Source organism: Chryseobacterium sp. FP211-J200 (assembly GCF_001643375.1).
Taxonomy (GTDB): domain Bacteria; phylum Bacteroidota; class Bacteroidia; order Flavobacteriales; family Weeksellaceae; genus Epilithonimonas; species Epilithonimonas ginsengisoli.
The window spans coordinates 1-14,903 of sequence record NZ_LSHB01000038.1; the positions used below are offsets into that span (position 1 = coordinate 1).

18 protein-coding genes and 2 pseudogenes are annotated in these 14,903 nt (G+C 36.4%); 17 read left to right on the forward strand and 3 right to left on the reverse strand.

All coding sequences use genetic code 11. The annotated features are described in order from the left end of the window. The 13 genes and pseudogenes from AXA65_RS19575 to AXA65_RS12445 all read left to right on the forward strand — a co-directional run. The coding region (locus AXA65_RS19575) for an HNH endonuclease (protein ID WP_086048192.1) at positions 1-533 on the forward strand (533 nt) is incomplete at its 5' end. A 61-nt stretch (positions 534-594) separates the two neighbouring features. Then, positions 595-1,380, forward strand: a complete 786-nt coding sequence (locus tag AXA65_RS12395; RefSeq protein ID WP_063970413.1) for a hypothetical protein — start codon at positions 595-597, stop codon at positions 1,378-1,380. Between the two features lie 51 nt (positions 1,381-1,431). Next, positions 1,432-2,613 (forward strand): methylamine utilization protein MauJ, encoded by a 1,182-nt coding sequence (gene mauJ, locus AXA65_RS12400; protein ID WP_063970414.1) that lies wholly within the window; start codon positions 1,432-1,434, stop codon positions 2,611-2,613. A gap of 427 nt (positions 2,614-3,040) precedes the next feature. Further along, positions 3,041-3,232 (forward strand): annotated as a pseudogene (locus AXA65_RS12405) (hypothetical protein); the annotation flags it as partial. A 1-nt stretch (position 3,233) separates the two neighbouring features. Further along, positions 3,234-4,226, forward strand: coding sequence for a conjugative transposon protein TraJ (gene traJ, locus AXA65_RS12410; RefSeq protein WP_063970416.1), 993 nt, complete (start codon positions 3,234-3,236; stop codon positions 4,224-4,226). Positions 4,227-4,238: 12 nt separating this feature from the next. Then, positions 4,239-4,862 (forward strand): annotated as a pseudogene (traK, locus tag AXA65_RS12415) (conjugative transposon protein TraK). Positions 4,863-4,873: 11 nt separating this feature from the next. Beyond that, the gene (locus tag AXA65_RS12420; RefSeq protein WP_086048193.1) at positions 4,874-5,143 is read left to right on the forward strand and encodes a hypothetical protein; all 270 of its coding nucleotides are present in this window, start codon (positions 4,874-4,876) and stop codon (positions 5,141-5,143) included. A gap of 4 nt (positions 5,144-5,147) precedes the next feature. Continuing rightward, positions 5,148-6,440: a conjugative transposon protein TraM gene (traM, locus tag AXA65_RS12425; protein ID WP_063970417.1), complete on the forward strand. Its 1,293-nt coding sequence runs from the start codon at positions 5,148-5,150 to the stop codon at positions 6,438-6,440. A gap of 18 nt (positions 6,441-6,458) precedes the next feature. Then, positions 6,459-6,824 (forward strand): DUF4138 domain-containing protein, encoded by a 366-nt coding sequence (locus AXA65_RS20400; protein WP_252813550.1) that lies wholly within the window; start codon positions 6,459-6,461, stop codon positions 6,822-6,824. Beyond that, complete coding sequence (locus tag AXA65_RS12430; RefSeq protein WP_256333830.1) at positions 6,763-7,362, forward strand: DUF4138 domain-containing protein; 600 nt, start codon at positions 6,763-6,765, stop codon at positions 7,360-7,362. The genes AXA65_RS20400 and AXA65_RS12430 overlap by 62 nt, the downstream gene beginning before the upstream one ends. A gap of 1 nt (position 7,363) precedes the next feature. Beyond that, positions 7,364-7,921 (forward strand): conjugal transfer protein TraO, encoded by a 558-nt coding sequence (locus AXA65_RS12435; protein ID WP_063970418.1) that lies wholly within the window; start codon positions 7,364-7,366, stop codon positions 7,919-7,921. Positions 7,922-7,932: 11 nt separating this feature from the next. Then, complete coding sequence (locus AXA65_RS12440; protein WP_063970419.1) at positions 7,933-8,373, forward strand: TraQ conjugal transfer family protein; 441 nt, start codon at positions 7,933-7,935, stop codon at positions 8,371-8,373. Positions 8,374-8,518: 145 nt separating this feature from the next. Continuing rightward, entirely contained in the window at positions 8,519-9,508 is a 990-nt protein-coding gene (locus tag AXA65_RS12445; RefSeq protein WP_063970420.1) for a DNA adenine methylase, read from the forward strand. Positions 9,509-9,823: 315 nt separating this feature from the next. On the opposite strand, the gene AXA65_RS12450 is transcribed toward AXA65_RS12445, so the two are convergent. The 3 genes from AXA65_RS12450 to AXA65_RS12460 all read right to left on the reverse strand — a co-directional run bounded on the left by AXA65_RS12450 (position 9,824) and on the right by AXA65_RS12460 (position 11,854). Next, positions 9,824-10,267, reverse strand: coding sequence for a JAB domain-containing protein (locus AXA65_RS12450; RefSeq protein ID WP_063970421.1), 444 nt, complete (start codon positions 10,265-10,267; stop codon positions 9,824-9,826). A gap of 61 nt (positions 10,268-10,328) precedes the next feature. After that, positions 10,329-11,402 carry a DUF932 domain-containing protein gene (locus AXA65_RS12455; RefSeq protein ID WP_063970422.1) on the reverse strand — a complete coding sequence of 358 codons (1,074 nt, stop codon included), beginning with the start codon at positions 11,400-11,402 and terminating at the stop codon, positions 10,329-10,331. 41 nt (positions 11,403-11,443) lie between these two features. After that, entirely contained in the window at positions 11,444-11,854 is a 411-nt protein-coding gene (locus tag AXA65_RS12460; RefSeq protein ID WP_063970423.1) for a single-stranded DNA-binding protein, read from the reverse strand. A 475-nt stretch (positions 11,855-12,329) separates the two neighbouring features. Here AXA65_RS12460 and AXA65_RS12465 point away from each other — a divergent pair, with 475 nt between their 5' ends. The 4 genes from AXA65_RS12465 (at position 12,330) to AXA65_RS12480 (ending at position 14,856) form a co-directional block, all read left to right on the forward strand. Then, positions 12,330-13,394 (forward strand): YhcG family protein, encoded by a 1,065-nt coding sequence (locus tag AXA65_RS12465; RefSeq protein ID WP_063970424.1) that lies wholly within the window; start codon positions 12,330-12,332, stop codon positions 13,392-13,394. A 100-nt stretch (positions 13,395-13,494) separates the two neighbouring features. Then, entirely contained in the window at positions 13,495-14,055 is a 561-nt protein-coding gene (locus tag AXA65_RS12470; protein ID WP_063970425.1) for a Crp/Fnr family transcriptional regulator, read from the forward strand. A gap of 64 nt (positions 14,056-14,119) precedes the next feature. Continuing rightward, a complete protein-coding gene (locus AXA65_RS12475; RefSeq protein WP_063970426.1) occupies positions 14,120-14,449 on the forward strand; it encodes a DMT family transporter in 330 nt (109 codons plus the stop codon). Positions 14,450-14,640: 191 nt separating this feature from the next. Then, a complete protein-coding gene (locus tag AXA65_RS12480) occupies positions 14,641-14,856 on the forward strand; it encodes a hypothetical protein (RefSeq protein WP_131797813.1) in 216 nt (71 codons plus the stop codon). Positions 14,857-14,903: the final 47 nt, after the last annotated feature.

Here is a 14,903-nt window from a genome sequence, read left to right on the forward strand (position 1 = left end):
TAATGCACTACGAGTTATTATATAATGATGATGAAAATGTGTACTATGAACAATTGCAGGAAAGAGATTTAGAACTTAAACAATTAATATTAAGTCTTTGTGAGGAATATGAAGATAGTATTCAAGCTAAAAAACTAATATATGCTCAAGACTTTGCTGAACGCGTATTTCATGATAGAGTACTTTGTGAATTTATTTCAAAGCTTTTATTAGTTATAGGTTTTGATGGTACAGAAGAAGAGAATGAAGAGCCAAAACAATGGATTAAGAGAAAGTATCTTCAAAGTTGGGCGAAAAAAGCAATTATTGCAAGAGATCGAGGGCAATGTGCTAAGTGTGGTCGAAATTTAGTAATGGAACTTGTTGCTAGTTACCATTTTGATCATATTCTTCCATTATTCCAGGGAGGAACAAACGATCTTTCCAATTTTCAATTATTGTGTGAGGGATGTAATTTAGAAAAGTCAAAAAATATTATTCCCGTTAATACATCAATCCCTAAATATCTTCAGATTAAAAAGTCTAAAAATTAAAAATAGTTGCAGATTAGAAGATGCAAATAATAAAGTAACGATTATTATAAAATTATAAAAAATGGTTGGAAATATAAAACATATTATTTTGATTGATAGTATAGATGAATCTGAAAATGTAAATTTTAATGCAGAATCATTTTACAGAGACAAAATTAGATACCCTGCAATAGCTCAAGAGTCAACTATCACACACGAATACAAAAAAGCACCAAACTCAGAGACCTTTTTTGAAATTCTTAAAAATTTAAGTAAAGACTATCATTATTTAGCTGATGGGTTGCTGCTACATTTTGATATTCATGGAGACAAAAATAAGAAAGGTTTTGTCTTGGAAAGTAATGAATTAATACCATGGTCTGAAGTTATTAACCATTTAAGGACGCTTAATTTGATGCTGAAAAACAAATTATATCTTACGATGACCACCTGTTTTGGAAGATATCTTTATTTAGGAGTAGAGTTTAAATTAAAATCACCATATTCTTGCTATATCTCTTCATCTGAAAGCGTGGGAGAGATTGATGCCTATGAAAATTATGGAATATTATTTAATAAGCTTTTTGAAACAGGTAATCTTATAGCATCTTATAATGAAATGGATAATACAGATAATAAGATTTTTTATTACAAAGACTCAGAAATGACCTTCGAAAATGCTTTTAACTCATTATATGAGAAACTAACAAAAGATGGATCACCTCTAAAAAAAATAGCTTTAGATAATGCAATTAAACATAGTCTTGAGCAAACCGGAAATAAATTAAGTTACGAAGAAGCGGAGGTGCTACAGCTTGCATCTTTAAATAAACTTCATAAAATCGTTAAAGAGAATTATCAATTTTAAATTAAAAAAATTATCTCTCGTTATTTAAGTAATAATTTAGATTATTATGTAATGGTATTAACAGAAAAATATATAAAGGATATTGAGAAAGGCATTTTGATTCTTGATCCTGATAAAGAATTAGAAATAGAAACCGCAGAGTTAAAAGTTGGGGATAAAGAAATTATGCTTTTTTTTCCACGAGACGAAATTCGCATTTCTGTTACTGAATTTTTAAAATATCTTCCAGAGTTTGATAGTATTCATTGTAGCGACACGAAAGTTACATCTAATAAATTTACTCAAGTTCCGGTTTATAGTTTCGGAAAGCCAATTGATTACATAGCAAATGAAATAAATTTTGTTGTAGAAGAGTCATTATATAAATTAAGACTGGTTAATAACCCAATTTTGATTGGAATTGCAGCAACAAAATTAGGTTTGTATGATAAGTATGCGCCACCTTGCTCATCTTACGTTGCACTCGAAATTGAGTATAAATCTCAAAATAGCCGCCTTACAGATGATGAAGAACTAAAAATTATCAAAGCTTTTCTTTATGAAATGTCGTACGTATCAAAATCATCGATTGATTTTAATGTCATACAGGAAAGTGGTTTTTTTGATGATTATGAAAAGCCACAAAAACAAGATATTACACTATCTTCATTAACTGTTTATAGTGAAGGAATGGATTTGTTTCGAAAAGCCATAAATTCAACCGATAAGGAAATCTCGTTTTTATACTTTTATAAAATTATCGAATACTATTCTCCAATTGCCGCAAGAAAATTAGCTTTTGAGAACCTTCTAAAAAAGATTGACACATTTAGATATCGAACTGCAACCAGTAATGATTTGGCTTCTATATTTTCGATAGCTGACAAATTCAGAGTATCACTAACTGATAAAGAGCTAGCGCAAACATTGCTTGTAGATTCAATTGATATTGTTGATTTATTCTCAAAACTTCCGTCTGAGATAAAACTTAAAATGACGAAAAATTTACATTTTCAAGAAAGTGACTTAAATTATAAAAGTAAAAATGAAATACTGCAAGGAATAATAAAAAGTTTAGGAAACATCTTGTACAGTACTAGGAATTCAATTGTTCATGCAAAGTCTAATTATAATAGTGATAACAATGAGTGTAGCAGCGAAGGGCTGCCCGGATTAAATGAGTTTCTCAAAGAAGCCTGTTATTCTATTATAAGTTGGAATAACCGTTTACCTAACCATTTAAAATTTGAATAATGATATTCTGGTCAAAGTTTCCTTTAAAAACATAAAACTTTATGTAGCGCTAATTAATTCTGGAAACGAATATCTTTGCATGATTTCTCATATAAGTGAGTTTTCATGGTTATTAGTTTTATCCCTATTTATTGGGAATTTTTAATTTTTATATCTACAATTATTCAGAGTATAAAAAAATCCTGACAACAAGTCAGGATTTAGTATTTCAAGTATATAGAATATAGCCTTATAAGTTTTTTCTTCGAATTTATTGCTTTATCAATTTCATCGTCGCTGACATCCTTGACTACTTCAAAATATTTACTGATATCAATTTTGAAATAATCATAGATAAGATAGATGTTTTGCAGAGTTGTATTTGGAAGTGATTCTTCGCGAGCGCAGTTCCAATCGATATTGTATTTTTCCTTTATATCATTATTTAAATATTTCGCTCAATGATAAAGAAAGAATGGATGTTGTTGACAGGGTCTACAAAGAGGTCAAAGAGTACCACAATCTGGTGCGTTACTATACCAACAAGAATATTTCTGTCAGCTATCTCAGAGCAAAAAAACAGAATAATACCCAAAGGGTGCTGGATCTTTACGGTACGTCAAACCAAAAATACTGGTAAGATGGAACCGAGTAATTTACACGAAGTCCTTCGTTCTGTTTATGATGAGATGATGCCATTGTGCGCCGATATGGCTGCAGTAGCAAAGGGCGTGGCTGGCCTAGGCGCACTGTTTTATGTGGCCATCAAGGTGTGGCAGTCGCTGAGCCGTGCGGAACCGATTGATCTGTTTCCAATGCTGAGACCCTTTGCCATCGGCATCTGTATTATGTTCTTCTCGACATTGGTGCTTGGCAGTATCAATGGCGTTTTAAGTCCGATCGTTCAGGGTAGCCATTCAATGCTCGAAGATAAAGTCCTGGATCTTAATGAACTGCAACAGCAAAAAGATCTTCTGGAACGGGAAGCCATGCTCAGAAATCCCGAAATGGCCTATCTGATATCGGATGAGGAATTTGATAAAAAGTTGGAAGAGCTGGGATGGTCGCCATCCGATCTGGTCACGATGTCCGGGATGTATATTGAAAGAGAAATGTTCGATATCAAGAAGCAGATCAGGGATGGATTCCGCGAGTTTCTGGAGATCCTATTTCAGTCCGCAGCGTTGGTCATTGACACGATCCGGACCTTCTTTCTCATCGTTCTTTCCATATTGGGACCCATTGCGTTTGCCATCTCCGTTTGGGACGGATTTCAGACCACGCTGACCCAATGGCTGACAAGATATATCAGTGTCTATCTGTGGTTGCCGGTTGCTGATATTTTCAGTTCGATTCTGGCCAAGATACAATCGCTCATTCTGGAGCGGGACATTGAGATGCTGGCAGATCCGAACTTCATTCCTGATACTTCTAACACGGTTTACATCATCTATATGATCATCGGGATCATCGGATATTTCACGGTTCCGACCGTTACCGGATGGGTCATTCAGGCAGGAGGAGCAGGAAATTTTATGCGTAATGTCAATCAGACCGCCACAAAATCAGGAAATATTGCAGGGGCAGCAGCGGGCTCTGCAACAGGAAATATCTCAGGCAGATTATTAAAATAAAAACACGATCCAATGGAATTTAAAACTTTAAGAAATATAGAGAGCAGCTTCAAACACATCCGTTTGTTCACATTTGTTTTTGCAGTGCTTTGTTTTGCAGTGGTAGGAATCGTTGTTTTCAAGTCCTATCAATTTGCCGAGGAACAGCGACAAAAGATCTATGTATTGGATAACGGCAAGTCGCTGATGGTGGCACTCTCTCAGGATATGTCCATCAATAGACCTGTAGAAGCCAGAGAGCATGTAAGGCGATTTCATGAATTGTTTTTTACGGTGGCTCCGGATAAGAATGCCATCGAAAGCAATGTTAAAAGAGCTTTCAATCTGGCAGATCAGTCTGCCTTTAACTACTACAAAGACCTGCAGGAAAAAGGTTATTACAACCGAATCATTTCCGGCAATATTCAGCAGAGGGTTGAGGTTGACAGTGTGGTGGCTGATTTCAATAATTACCCTTATCAGGTTAAAACATTTGCCAGGCAGTTCATTATCCGGTAAAGCAATCTGACGATACGGAGCCTGATTACCGACTGTTCACTGGTCAACTCAGTGAGGTCAGACAGCAATCCCCAGGGATTTACTATTGAAAAATTCAATGTCATTGAAAACAAAGATGTTGAAACTGTTGAACGTTAAAAATAAGAACAATGAAAAAAATAAGAGATACAATAGAACGTCATGTTTTAAAGGCCGATCAAAAATGGAAGGCGCTACCAGCGGCTCAGCAGAGGTTATTGACTAAGCTTTTTTTTGGATGTTATGCCGTGCTTACAGTCATTGTGCTGGTCAGTATAGCTGTTTCGACTGGAAATAAGAATAATACCATGTCGATCAGTCACATCACCACCTTTTCAGACCGTGTTGATGTGGGAAATGCTGCAAATGATAGTCGCACGAATACCCCGCTTAAAAGATAGTCTTATGAAAGATTCAAATACAATTAAGATCACTGAAGGTGATTCAACGCAATCTGAGCAAGAACCAAAAAACTTTCAGAATTCACAGTGGGAGCGACTAAAGAAGCCTGTGATTTATTTTTTGATGGCAGCGGTTTGTGTCGGTTGTTTTTACCTCATTTTTAAGCCTGAGGAGAATAAAATCGTTGATGATTCCGGTTTTAATGCGGGTATCCCGCAGGCCAAGGATGATCAGCTGCAATCTGACAAACAGAAAGCCTATGAACAGCAATTATTGGAGCAAAAAAATGAGGAGAAAAGGAATGCGATCACCACTTTATCGGATTACTGGTCTGACGAAAACAACCTAGACGCTAATCCCAATGGAAATTCTTTGACAGAAAGTTCGGCCGGCCTTCCACCGTCTGGTCAGAATGCTGTTAAAAGTTATCGCAATGCGCAGCAAACATTGAGTTCCTTCTACAGTCGCGATGATCGTGAAGTAAATAACCTCAGAAATGAAATCTCCAAATTAAAGAATGAGGCTGCCCAGAACAATGCTGTCCCTGCAGGTATGGGCGTCAATGACCAGCTGGAACTGATGGAGAAATCCTACCAGATGGCTGCCAAGTATCTCCCTGTCAATAATAAGGAGGCGGAATCAGTGTCCGTAAAAGATGATGTGAAACCATCTACTAACAAGGATCCGCTTTTCACAGCGGCAAAACCGGTCCGTCAAAATGTTGTCTCATCCTTGTACAGGGAACCGTCAGACAGTGCATTTGTAACAGGTTTTAATCATCGTTTTTTTGGATCTGACCATGATATTAAAGATGAAAGGCAAGTCGGTAATGCGATTAAAGGCATTGTACAGGAAACAAAAACAATGACTTCTGAAAGTACTTTATCCATAAGACTTGTGGAAAATATGCGACTTGGCCGCAAGGATATTCCCACCGGAACATCGCTTAAAGCTACAGGAAAGTTTCAGGGTGGGAGGCTGCAGCTCATCATTTCATCCATCGAATATCAGGGCAGTATCTATCCGGTAGAGATCAATGTTTATGACAATGATGGTCAGCCAGGTTTGTATGTTCCGTATTCTCCGGAACAAAATGCAGTGACCGACATTATGGGCAATATGGGTCAGACCTCCGGCACCAATATTATGATGACCCAATCGGCAGGACAACAGATCGCTGCAGACTTGAGCAGGGGGGTGGTTCAAGGCTTGTCGGGCTATTTCCAAAAACGAGTCCGACAGCCCAAAGTCACTGTAAAGTCTGGTCAACAGGTATTTCTGGTATCTAAAAAATAACCAATCAAAAAATAAAAAATGAATAAAATTAAAAGTCATTATCTATTGATAATTCTGTTTTTGCTCTTTGCGAACAGATCGTCCGCTCAGGATTCTATCTTAACTCATCTGCCATTGGAAGAGGCAAAATTAGCATCCTACAAAATGCAGGTCACGTACAACAAGACTTCCCATCTGCTGTTTCCTTCACCGATCCGCTATGTTGATCTCGGAAGTGATATGGTGATCGCCAGTAAGGCTGATCCTATCGGAAATGTTCTTCGTGTCAAATCTGCCGTCAGGGATTTTGAAGAAGAAACGAATTTTTCAGTGATCACAGAGGATGGAAAGTTTTACAACTTTGATGTCTATTACAAGTTCTTATCCGGACGTGCTCAGTTATGATTTGTTAAAGCAGCAAAGAATCATGGAACAACAATATTCTACGGATGTTTTGTTTGAAGACCTGAAAGGAAGTTCGTCTTCCCTTATAGAACTGATCATGGAAAATCTGTATGAAAAAAGCCATAGAACGATCAAACATATTGCTTCTAAAAGCTTTGGAATTCAGTTTTCAGTGAGGGCGCTGCATGTCAATGACAACAAATATTATTTTACTTTACAGCTTAACAACAGCAGTAATGTAGCCTATGAAATCGAATGGGTCACTTTTAAAATTGTCGACAAGAAGATTTTAAAAAGAACCGTTGTGCAAGACAAAATGTTAGAGCCGATCAGGGTCAATATGCCGGTCACAACAGCTTCTCACCATTCCGACCTGATGGGAATTTATTTATTGGATCAGTTTACCCTTTTGAAAGATCAGGTTTTAGAAATCGAAATTCTGGAAAAAAATGGTGGCAGGCATCAGAAGGTAGAACTTGAAAATAAAGATCTCATCAATGCCAGATTGATCAACGGTTTAACTATAAAATCGAGATAAGATGAAAAAGATATTTTTGATAATCATAGCATTACTGATGAATAGTAAGACTGGTGCTCAGCAAATGATCCCGAAGCAAAAAGGTTTCGAGATCTCATATTCCGTATTTCCGCAATCGCCTGAAAAACAAAATTATGCCCTAAGTGAAGGTCTCATCTCTTATGGCAAAAATGGGAACTATCTTTTCGGGTTGGCGGAATACGGAAGAAAATATAATGATTATACCCATTATGATATTCCGATTGATACTTTCCTGCTCAATGCAGGTTACAGTCTCCATCTATGGGGAGATCATTTGCGAAATGTCAATTTAAATCTAGGTTTAGGCGGGCTAGCAGGTTATGAGCAGATCAATAAGGGAAATGAAATGATCGATGATGGCTCTAAAATTAATTCAACCGAGAATTTTATTTACGGTGCCAATGGTAAGCTGTCTTTGGAAAGTTACCTGACGGAACAACTGGTTGCTCTGGTCAATGGGCAATTACGCTATCTGCTAAACAGTCAGCTTGTTCAATTACACGGTTTGTTTGGTTTTGGATTTCGATTTAATTTTTAAAATGTTACAAAATGAAAAATGTCATCACAAAAAAATTATCAATATTGTTTCGGTATTCGCTGGTCATCATAATTACAATTTTGCTACTGAGTTCTTGTCAAAACAACGATCTGGAAATCCAGCAGGACTTTCCATTCGAGGTTGAAATATTGCCTGTGCCTTCAGAGATCGCGGAAAATGAAACCGTAGAAATCAGGATATCACTTATTACTCTTTCAAATTTTAACGGCACAACATACAGTGTTCGTTACTTTCAGTTTGAAGGCTCCGGTCAACTTCGCTATTACAACGACGAGCCCTACCTGCCTAATGATGAATATCCATTAAAGCAAAAGCAATTCAGGCTTTACTACACCTCTCAAGCTTCGGAATCCCATCAGTTCAGTATTTGGATCAAAGATAGTTTTGGAAACGAACGAAGGGTCGATTTTGAATTTGACAATGCTTCATAAAAAAATAAAATTGCATTACAGACGGCTTGGTTTATACCAAGCCGTTTTTTCATAACCAATTCATAACGACATTCATAGCCAAATCAGGTTACTGACAGACCGAATAAAGTTTCAGCTTCCTTATGCAGGAGATTGCAAATAAAAAATGAATTATCTGGGATCTAAAGTAAGACTATCCGAATTTATCTTCAATGTCATATCAAATTCTGTAGATCAAAAACTGTCTGATTGCAGTTTCTTCGATCTGTTTGCAGGAACCGGAGCAGTGGGAAATTATTTTTATAGTAAAGTTAAGTCTATTGGGTACAATGACCGTGAATATTACAGCTATATTCTCAATTCCGCATTTTACAGTGAAGTAGGCGAGGGGCGATACCAGTCGATGCTTGACGAACTCAATCAGTTAGAAGGGATGGAAGGATTTATTTTTCAGGAATACTCGGAATCAGGAAGTGCCGGGAGATTATATTTCTCCGCAAACAATGGAAAGAAAATTGATTCGATGAGGCTGTACATTGAACAACTGTTTCAATGTTCTGAAATAAATGAAGACCTCTATATTTTGTTGATAGCGACACTTCTTGTCGCTGCAGATAAGGTTGCCAATACTGCATCCGTTTATTGCGCATACTTAAAAAATTTGAAGAAAACAGCGACTTTTAATATTGAGCTAAATCCCATTAAAAGGGCTATGACATTTGTAGAATATAAAGTCCACAAAGATGATAGCAATATGTTGATTAAAAATATCACAGGAGACATATTATATCTGGATCCGCCTTACAATGGCAGAGAATACGGATCATACTATCATTTGCTCAATACCATTTCCATTTATGATACGAAATTTCAACCCAAAGGCAAGACCGGGATCAGATCCTATGAAACATCTAAATTCTGCCTGAAAAAAGAAGCGGACAAAGCGCTTCTGGAAATACTCAATAGTGCTGATTTTAAGCATATATTTCTGAGCTATAATAATGAGGGTTTCATTTCGCAATCCCGAATAAAAGAGATGATGACGGCTTTGGGGCATTATGAATGCTCATCTTTAAAATACCCAAGATTTACAAGTCATAGAGGTGATCCAAAGTCTTATACTGAGGAGTCGTTGCACCATTTAATCAAATATTAAATGAATCATCATCTGCAACTTTTTTGAATAGGAAAGTCATTGTTCGGAAATTCAAATAGGTTGCTTAAAATAGTCAAAAAGATATTTTCGCCCGCAGAAAGAAATTATTTTTTTCGTACCTCTTTCAAAGAAAGACTATAAAACTTCCAACAACTGTTTTGATCAAGCAGGATAGGGAGGGCATATCAAAAGGGTTGTATCATTTTTTTGCGAAAAGACGTTTCCGAGCATCGGAAGGAATTGTCTTTTCGCCCGAATTTGAAAATACACGACAATTCAAATATTGTCGTGTATCTTTTTAATGATATGAATCATTTATAAATGACCTTCGTCGGCAAATGATAAATGATCGGTTGATGTCAGAATGAAATGATCCAGTAATTTTAGGTTTAAAAATTCAGATGCGTTTTTAATGCTCTGCGTAATTTTCAGATCCTCAGCGGAAGGTTTTAAATTTCCGGAAGGATGATTGTGAGCCAATATCACAGCTGAAGCGTTACAAAGTAGTGCCGCTTGCATGATGATACGGACATCAACAACAGTGGAAGAAATTCCTGATTCAGAAATTTTTCTTATTCCCAAAACCTTATGAGCCTGATTCAAATACAATGCGAAAAAGGATTCTCTGTAGTCCATTTCATCAGCGTCAAAGTGTTGACGGAAAACTTCAACCGCATCCCGTGAACTTCCTACCAATTTCTCAGAATTTCCTTTTCTGGAATAACTTAATTTTATCTCGTTGACAATATTGAATTTCATAGGTATTGCTCTTGTACGGCAGAGACTTAAATTTCCCGTACTTGAATTTTAAAACTGATAGTTAATTCATAATTAAAGTTTCTGCGCCAGATCGGGCAAACTTGTCGCAAAGATCAAAAGCCTTTTGAGACTTTAACTGTGCGGTTCCTCCCAAGACTATGGACTGAAGTTTGGCTTCATTATCCTTGTAATTTCTGACATTCTGAAAGTAACCTGTAACAGCATTGTAAGCACCAAACAAAGTTCCTTTAGTGGTTTCGGTCTGTTGGCTTTCGCTGATCATCGCATAGGCGAATGCATCATCAACGGTGTTTTTAAATACGGTTGACAGATCATCAAAATTTCCTTTTTGTAGATGGTTTAAAGTTTCTTTGTTAGGACAAAGTGCCAATTGAATTAGTTTTTTCATCTCATTATCACCGACCGTGATCTTCGCCCAATGATTAAAAGTACTTTCCAATTCAGTACTCAGTTTATTCGCTAATCCCATGACTTTGTGGGCATCTTCCAAACGCTGTTTTGCGCCTGCGGTGTGTCTAATCCGTATAACGTTGCTCATATTTCGCAACGATGCATTCAATGTATTTTGACAGACAATGCGCATAGGGGTAAAAGCGGCGGTAATGCTTCCGCTTCCATCGTGGGAGGTGGTCAGGAAAATATATTTCTCTGTAATGTCGTCACCGTTTCCAACTCTAATATAATCGGGTAATTTGGCGGTGATGAAAATCCGCTCACCATTTCCCAAAACGCCTGCAGTCTCGTATAAGATTCCACTGTTTCCGCCTACAATAGAATCAAAAAATGAAAAGGCTTCACGGTTTTGTACAATATGGTAATCTCTGCCGACTACGCCTAAAACGGTGTTGTTATCTGTTCGGATATTGGCAAAGTAGTTGGGGGCTTCCAATTCTGAATCGATCATTTCTATTCCGTTGCTGTTTTCGATAATTCCCGCACCTTTTGTAAATAGGGGAGACTTTTCGACCTCGTAGTCAAGTCCTGCAAATTTAATGGCTTCTTCACTAGTTGGGTATTCCTCTACGATCTGCCCCAAGTTATGCCATGCTTTTTCCTTTACGCTGAAAAATGAATATTTTCCTGTTCTGTTGTTGAAATTTAAATTATGTGCCATGATGTTAATATTTAATTGTTAGAGAATTTTGTTTGATTGTTTTAAAATGGAAGGTCATCATCCTTATCGCTGTCATTGGATTCGGATTTAGAGGTTTCTTTCTTATCTGTTTTGTTAGACTCAGCAGATTTATTTTCAGTTCTTTTGCTACTGCTGTGAACCTTGATCTGTGAGGTGTGGAAATTCAATGCTGCATGAGGTTCTCCGTCTTTTCCTAACCATGCAGAGGTGTAGGCTCTTCCGCTTAATTCTACCAAAGTGCCTTTTGTTAAAAGATCGGCCACTTTTGGAGAGATCCAGTAGGCGCATTCGAAATACGTGGTCTGTTCGATTTGTTCGCCTTGTTTATTGCGATAGTTATCGTTTGTAGCAATTGAAAAATTAGCTACCTGTTTTTCATTTGGCAAGTGGCGCACTTCCGCATCCCTTGTCAGTCTTCCGATAATGTTCATAATCGTAGGTTTTTAAGATTGTACATTTTGATTTGTTCTCAATCTCTTCTCCGACCCATCCCCTAAAAGCCTTTCAGGCTTCGCTGAATATTTTTCAAAAGAAAAACCGGAAAAAAGAAAGCAGATAATTTTAGCGGGCAAAGGGAAAAGCCAAAAGGAAACGGAATAGTTGGAGGGTACCTTTAGGGAGGAAACCGTTTATGCCGTAGTCTTTTGGGTGGATTAAGAAAAGGCTGACCGATATACCTTAGCTGCCTTTTTACCGGTTTATTGTGAAAAAATAATCATTCAATAAATCCAAATTAAACCTGATCCATTTTTTAAAAGCCAGGATGTTTTCTTAAGCTATATTTTGTGATACTGCAAATGCCAATGGCTACCAAATGAAGTCAGCTACTTGGGTATACGTTAAAAATTATAATTCAAAGAATATCTTGGTAGATTGTAATAAAGAAATAATACTAAATTTGTAATTATGCATCCATTATCGTCCAATCTTTATAGCTCTGTTAAGCATTTAATTGAAAATGCCAAAAGTAAGATCGTCCGAAATATTAACATGACGATGATAATGACCTATTACCAAATAGGTGAAGTCATTGTTGAGGATGAACAAAGTGGAAGAGATAGAGCTGAATATTCAAAAGAGACGCTTAAAAATCTCAGTAAACACCTGATAGAAGAATTCGGAAGAGGATACTCTGTCGACAATCTTCAGTGGATGAGGAAATTTTATTTAATGTTCCAAAAGAGAATTTCTCAGGAAGTAAACGATGCTTCCAGAAAATACGAAACACTGTCTCGTATTTCTGTGCAGGATCCAAATTACGAAACACCGTCTCGTACTTCTGCATTTACACTGTCGTGGTCTCATTATATTCAGCTGATGAAAATTGAAGATGAAAATGAAAGAAATTTTTACGAAATAGAAGCGACTCAAAACAATTGGAGTGTCCGAGAACTTACCCGGCAATTTAATTCTGCGTTATATGAGAGATTGGCTTTAAGCAAGGATAAGAACGACATAAAACAATTGGCGCAAAAAGGTCAAATTGTAGAAAAGCCGACCGACATACTAAAAAGTCATTATGTTTTGGAATTCCTTGATCTAAAACAAGATCACCGTTACTCTGAAAGTGACCTGGAAACGGAGATCATTAACAAGCTGGAGCATTTTATGTTGGAATTAGGTAAAGGTTTTTTATTTGAGGGAAGGCAACGTAGATTCACTTTTGAAGGGGATAGTTTCTTTGTAGACCTGGTTTTCTATAACCGGTTACTTAAATGCTTTGTGCTGTTCGACCTCAAGATCGGTAAACTGACCCATCAGGATATAGGGCAAATGCAGATGTATGTCAATTATTACGACAGAAAAGTGAAGCTCGAGGAAGAAAACCCTACGATCGGAATTATTCTCTGTAAGGAAGAAAATAAAACCGTGATTGAATTCACATTACCAGAAAACAATAATACCATTTTTGCGAAAGAGTATAGAGCCATTCTTCCAAGTAAAGAAGAGCTTAAAAAACAGATCGGATAATCAACCAATAAAAATACAACCAGTATCATTATAGGAAATAATCGCTTAAAGTTCATTTGCCCTTAGAGCTACCGGAACAAGCAATAAAATCTTTAAAGTAATGAATCCTTTTATAGAACAACTGAAAAAATATGGTCATTTGACCGCAGAAACTGAAGAAGAAGTTAATGGGAAGATTAAAATTTTAAGAAAAGAGAAGGGCGATTTTCTGCTAAAAAAAGGACAAATTATTTCAAATTTATTCGTTATTGAAAAGGGGGCTGTCCGATCTTATTATCAGACCGACCAGAAAGAAATAAACTTATGGTTTGGTTTCGAAAATACGATTTTAGGTTCTATATTGCCTTTGTATCTTAATAGGCCCTCTATCGAAAATATCCAGTTTTTAGAATATACAATTTTACATTATATCTCCCATGAAGACCTTGAAAGCGTCTATAAAACTTCTCAGGAAATGAATACCATCGGGAGAAAAATTGCTGAAGAGTACTGCACCGTTTTAGAAGAACGTTCATTTATACTGCAGACACAAATTGCCGAACAGTGTTATCGCTGGTTTTTAAAAAACCAGCCAGGAGCTTTACAAAGAGTATCTTTAGGCCATATTTCTTCTTACCTCGGTATTTCGCAAGAGACGCTTAGCAGAATTAGAAAGAAATAATTTGACTTTTGTCAAAAAAAGAAATACTAGTTCTTTGTTTCTTTGAGCCAATAAAAAGAAGACAATGAAATATTTATTTTTATCTTTAGCCATCGTGCTTGAAGTTATAGGTTCAAGCTTTATGAAAGCATCACACGGTTTTTCTAAATTGTTACCTACAACCCTGACAATTGCAGCTTATATTGCGTGCTTTTTCTTTTTATCTCAGGCACTTAAATCTATTCCATTAGGAGTTGCTTACGCGATTTGGGGTGGTTTAGGAATTGTTCTCACTGCTGTTATTTCCGTTGTTGTCTTCAAACAATCATTGGACGTTCCTACAATTATTGGTATTGTTCTCATTGTATCCGGAGTTATTGTGATGAATATTTTCTCTAAGTCACCAGCTCACTAAAATTTCGTTTACTTGTCAAATTAGAGAATAGCCCAGATATCACTTTTATAGAACGTATTAGAAAGTGTTCTTTTGAGTAATTTTATGTCAGTAAATGAGTGCCAAAATCAGTCCCTCGCTGCAAAAGATGGGAAATACATATATTGCTTTCTAACTTACAATCATTGAGTCTATTTCTCAATCAGATTGTTATGAAGAAGGATAAAAACAAAATTAAATTTAAAGGTCAAAAAGAAGTTAACAAGTACATTCCTTCAATTGCCATAAAGAAAATTCCTCCCGAAAGAGCTTTAGCTATTCTAAAAAAAGCAGGATGCAATATAGACGAGGAACAGTCAGAAGAAGTGATGGAGTTTTTATACATTATTGTTAAATTAACCCTAAAAGAATTTTTTACATCTGACTGATTATTTGTATTTTAGTACCATATTAGAATGATGAATTTCTGCTGCAA